This is a genomic window from Thiohalorhabdus sp., assembly GCF_046545655.1.
In the GTDB taxonomy this organism is placed as follows: domain Bacteria; phylum Pseudomonadota; class Gammaproteobacteria; order Thiohalorhabdales; family Thiohalorhabdaceae; genus Thiohalorhabdus.
Genome location: NZ_JBKGZG010000078.1, coordinates 1 through 3970 on the forward strand (window position 1 = coordinate 1; position 3970 = coordinate 3970).

A 3970-nucleotide genomic window follows, 5' to 3' on the forward strand; every position below is an offset into this window, starting at 1 on the left:
CAGGAAGGGAAAGGCGTTTGATGAATAGACAACCGGTCAAATAGAGGCAGTCATGGGTCGCTTGAGCAGCGCGAGAGAGGAGCTGATCACCACCGCCGCCGACGAGCTGTGGCAGGGGAGCTACGGTTCGGTGGGCGTGGGGGCCCTGTGCTCCGCCGCCGGGGTGAAGCGGGGCAGCTTCTACCACTTCTTCGACTCCAAGGACGACCTGGTCCTGGCCGCGCTGGAGCACTCCTGGGAACGCATGCAGGCCCAGTTCGAGCGCGTCCTGGGCGACGAATCCGTGCCGCCCCTGCAGCGCCTGCCCCGGTTCTTCGACGCCGTGGCCGAAATGCACGACCGGGTCCGCCAGGAATCGGGCCACGTGCCCGGGTGCCCCTTCGGCAATTTGTCCGTGGAGCTGGGAAACTTCCACGACCCGATCCGGGAGCGGGTGGCCGACATCTTCCGGCGGGCCACCGCCCATTTCGCCGGGCTTCTGCGCGCCGCGCACGCAGCCGGCGAGATACCCATGGAGTCCCCGGAGGAGGCCGAGCGCCGGGCCGAGCAGATCTTCGGCGCCATGCAAGGGGCCCAGGTCCTCGCCAAGACCCATGCCGATCCCGACGCGATCCGCCGCATGGCCCCGGTGGCGGTGGCCATCGCCCGGGGCGATGCCGCGTCCTGAACAGAGGCGGTCAGAGTAGGCTTCCGGAACGGACCAGTAGACGACCGGTAAACTATAACTCAAGGAGAATGCAAATGAGCGACTACCCCGTGCACACCCCCGAATCCGCCCCGGAAGGCGCCGGCGACTTCATGCGGGAGCTGGAAAAGGCCTACGGGTTCGTCCCCAACCTGGCCGGAGTCATGGCCACCGCCCCGGCCCTCATGCAGGGCTATTTCCAGCTCAACCAGCTCTTCGAGCAGACCAGCCTGACCCCGGCCGAGCGGCAGGTGGTCCTGCTGTCCGCCAGCTTCACCAACACCTGCGGTTACTGCATGGGCGCCCATACCGCGCTGGCCGAGATGGCCAGGGTTCCCCAGGACTGCATCGGGGCCCTGCGCCAGGGCGAGCCGCTCCCCGACCCGCGCCTGGACGCCCTGCGGCGCTTCACCCAGGCCATGGTGGAACAGCGGGGGTTCCTGCCCGAGTCCGAGCTCCAGGCCTTCCACGACGCCGGGTTCACCCCGCAGAACGTCCTGGAGGTGGTGCTCGGCGTGGGCATGAAGACCCTGTCCAACTACACGAACCACATCGCCGGGACCCCGCTGGACGAGGCCTTCGCCGCCAAGGAGTGGACCCCGCCGGCGTGATGACGCGATTGGCCCCGGTGGCGGGTGGGCCGCGGCGCCTTCCGCGGAGCCCCGCCCTGCCTGCCGGACTCCAACAACCAGGGGCGCATCATCGGCCCAACGCCACAACTCGATCAAGGAGCAGGACCATGGAAGAGTCCCAGATTGATTTCGCCATCGTCATGACCAGCGGACCGGATACGCCGAAGCGGCTTGCCTCGCCCTTCTTCCTGGCCGCCACCTCGGCGGCGGAGGAAATGAACGTGGTGGTCTATTTCACCGGGCAGGGGACCGTTCTGCTCAAGAAGGGGGAGGCCGAGAACGCCTATCCCAAGGAGGGCGGCAAGTCGGTGAAGCACTTCATGGACCAGGCCCTTGGCAACGGCGCCCAGTTCGTCGCCTGCAAGGCCTCCCTGGACCTGAACGAGATCTCCCCCGACGATCTGGCCTTCGATGTTCCCATGGTGGGCGTCGCCGAGGCGCTGCCGTACCTGGAGGCCTCCAAGAAGCTCATCTCCTTCTAATCGGACGTCCATCCGCCGGGGCCGTGCCGCCCCGGGTTTGGGGGCGGGGCGGGCGGCCCTGACCGCCTAAATGGCGCATTGCTCCCCGGCGATGTCGTCGGCGAAGGCGATCCAGTCCAGGGAGGAGGGGTCCGCCAGGAGGCGGTCGGCGAGCAGCACGCCCGCAACCGTCCAGGTCTGGAAGCGGCGGGCCTGTTTGCCCACCAGCTGCCCGCGCCGGCCGTCGAAGTACTCCGGCCATTCCCTCCCGGGCAGGCGCTCCGCGGCCGCGGCCAGGGCCGGTGCCGTCAGGGCGGTGGCGCCGCGCAGCTGCTCGGCGGCCGCCAGCAGCCACAGGAAGACCGGCCAGTTCCCCCCGTTGTGGTAGGACCAGGGGACGTTCTTGGGGTCGCTGCCGGTCACCGTGCGCCAGTCCTGGCCCTCCAGGGCGGGATAGCACAGCTTCATGGCCATCTCCCCGATGAGGTCCCCCGCCCGGGCTTCGATCAGGGTCAGGATGGAACGGGCCTGGCTCCCGCCGGCCAGGCCGGAGAGAACGGCCAGCAGGTTGCCCTGGGTGAAAAAGCGGGAGTCCATGCGTGACGGGCCCAGATTGCCCGCCAGGTAGCCCCCGGGGTCGGGCAGCCATTCCAGCAGCCAGGCGGGGATGGAGTCGGGAACGACGTTGAAGGCATTCACCGCGTTGTCCCCGTACTCCTCCGTGCTGTAGCGGTACATGCGGTTGAGGGTGGGGAAATCCAGCCAGTAGTAGGTGCGCACGTAGTGCCCCAGCTTGCCGAGGCGGTCGGCCACCGCCTCCCGATAGGGCCGGCTGTCGGGGCCGTCCCCGAGCAGCTCGTCGGCGGCGCGCAGGGCCATGAAAAAGAGCGCCTGCACCTCCAGGGGATAGCCGTAGACCCCCAGGCGACGGTCCACCATGAAGGAGCCATCGGGGACCAGGAGCGTGGGATACATGTCGAAGCGGCTGATGAGGCAGAGCTCCAGGATGCCCCGGATGGCTTCCTGGAAGGCGGGGGTCGCGGCCAGCTCGCGGTCGCCGGTAGCGCGGGTGTAGGCCCGCAGCAGGTACAGCCACCACAGGCTGGCGTCCACCGCAGCCACCCGGCCGATGGCGTGGCCGCCGAAGTCCGGGATCAGCGAGCGGCCGTCCTCCGCCACCTTGAAGCTGGCGGGAATCAGGCCGGCCCCAGGCCGGTAGCAGTCCATGGAGCGCTGGCGGGCCTGCAGCTCGCGGGTCCGCTCCAGGAAGTGCCGCACCATGGCCGGCTCGCCCTCGGCCAGGTAGTAGAGCGCCACGGGAACGAAATCCCGCACGAAGACCTGGTCGTAATTGAGGGTGGCGGCATCGGGGTCCGTACAGGCGATGGTGCCGACGGGCTCGCCGCCGTAGCGCACCACCGCTGCCTCCATCAGGCTTCGCGCTTGGCCGGTGTCGAGGTGGCCGGTGCCCACCGTTCCCATCCGCAAGGCCCTCCCATTCCTTGGCCCCGTACGCGCCCAGGGTCCATACCTCCACCGTGCCGGGGAAGGAGCCGTTGGTCACCACCCAGACGGGGCGCTGCTGGGGGCGGTACCTCAAGCGGCCGGCGCCCCCCTTCTTCCCGGCCTGCACCTTCCACCCGGAGGATTTCAGGGCTTGACTCCGTACTTTGATACGGGGTCCAGGGTTGGCCGGACTCCTCAAGCGGAGGAGAAGCATTTCCACCCTGAACGGAGCAAACCGCATGATCCGTTCCCCATGGCCCCCCATTCCACCCAACCAGCTTGGTGGCGCCGACGCGGGCCACCGGAGCCGGTCTCCTCTCGAAACTCCGGGAGGGCCCTGCCGATGAGTGAGCGACGGTTGCGGATCTCGGGGATGACGTGCTCCAGTTGCGCGGAGCACGTCCAGCGGGCCCTGGAAGCCTTGGGGGACGTGACGGCCACAGTCCGTTATCCCGCGGGAACCGCATGGGTAAGCGCCCCCGCGGAAATGGCCAGCGAGCGGCTGGTGGAGGCCGTTCGCGCCTCGGGATACGGCGCGGAGATGGCCGCCGAGCAGGCGGGCACCGGGGCAAAAGGCAGAGGTTGCGGCCTTCATGTGGCCGTGGTGGGCGGAGGGTCGGCGGCCTTTGCCGGGGCCATCCGGGCGGCGGACGAAGGGGCCCGGGTGACCCTGATCGAACGCGGGA

General features: G+C 69.0%; 5 protein-coding genes. 4 read left to right on the forward strand and 1 reads right to left on the reverse strand.

Translation table 11 applies throughout. The features are described 5' to 3' along the window. Window positions 1-61 precede the first annotated feature (61 nt). From ACLFRB_RS11580 to ACLFRB_RS11590, 3 genes are all read left to right on the forward strand, one after another. The gene (locus ACLFRB_RS11580) at window positions 62-667 is read left to right on the forward strand and encodes a TetR/AcrR family transcriptional regulator (protein WP_411069169.1); all 606 of its coding nucleotides are present in this window, start codon (window positions 62-64) and stop codon (window positions 665-667) included. A 74-nt stretch (window positions 668-741) separates the two neighbouring features. Then, the gene (locus tag ACLFRB_RS11585) at window positions 742-1296 is read left to right on the forward strand and encodes a carboxymuconolactone decarboxylase family protein (protein WP_411069170.1); all 555 of its coding nucleotides are present in this window, start codon (window positions 742-744) and stop codon (window positions 1294-1296) included. A gap of 128 nt (window positions 1297-1424) precedes the next feature. Beyond that, window positions 1425-1799 carry a DsrE/DsrF/DrsH-like family protein gene (locus ACLFRB_RS11590; protein WP_411069171.1) on the forward strand — a complete coding sequence of 125 codons (375 nt, stop codon included), beginning with the start codon at window positions 1425-1427 and terminating at the stop codon, window positions 1797-1799. 66 nt (window positions 1800-1865) lie between these two features. Here ACLFRB_RS11590 and ACLFRB_RS11595 read toward each other — a convergent pair whose 3' ends face one another. Beyond that, on the reverse strand, window positions 1866-3260 hold the full coding sequence (locus ACLFRB_RS11595) for a glycoside hydrolase 100 family protein (protein ID WP_411069173.1): 1395 nt from the start codon (window positions 3258-3260) through the stop codon (window positions 1866-1868). A gap of 367 nt (window positions 3261-3627) precedes the next feature. Between ACLFRB_RS11595 and ACLFRB_RS11600 the strand changes: the two genes are divergently transcribed. Then, a partial coding sequence (locus ACLFRB_RS11600) for a cation transporter (RefSeq protein ID WP_411069172.1) occupies window positions 3628-3970 on the forward strand: 343 nt, incomplete at its 3' end.

Bases quoted from the DNA above. Each gene is read 5' to 3' on its own strand.
- ACLFRB_RS11585 (WP_411069170.1), top strand. From the start codon at position 742: ATGAGCGACTACCCCGTGCACACCCCCGAATCCGCCCCGGAAGGCGCC.
- ACLFRB_RS11590 (WP_411069171.1), top strand. From the start codon at position 1,425: ATGGAAGAGTCCCAGATTGATTTCGCCATCGTCATGACCAGCGGACCG.
- ACLFRB_RS11595 (WP_411069173.1), bottom strand. From the start codon at position 3,260: ATGGGAACGGTGGGCACCGGCCACCTCGACACCGGCCAAGCGCGAAGC.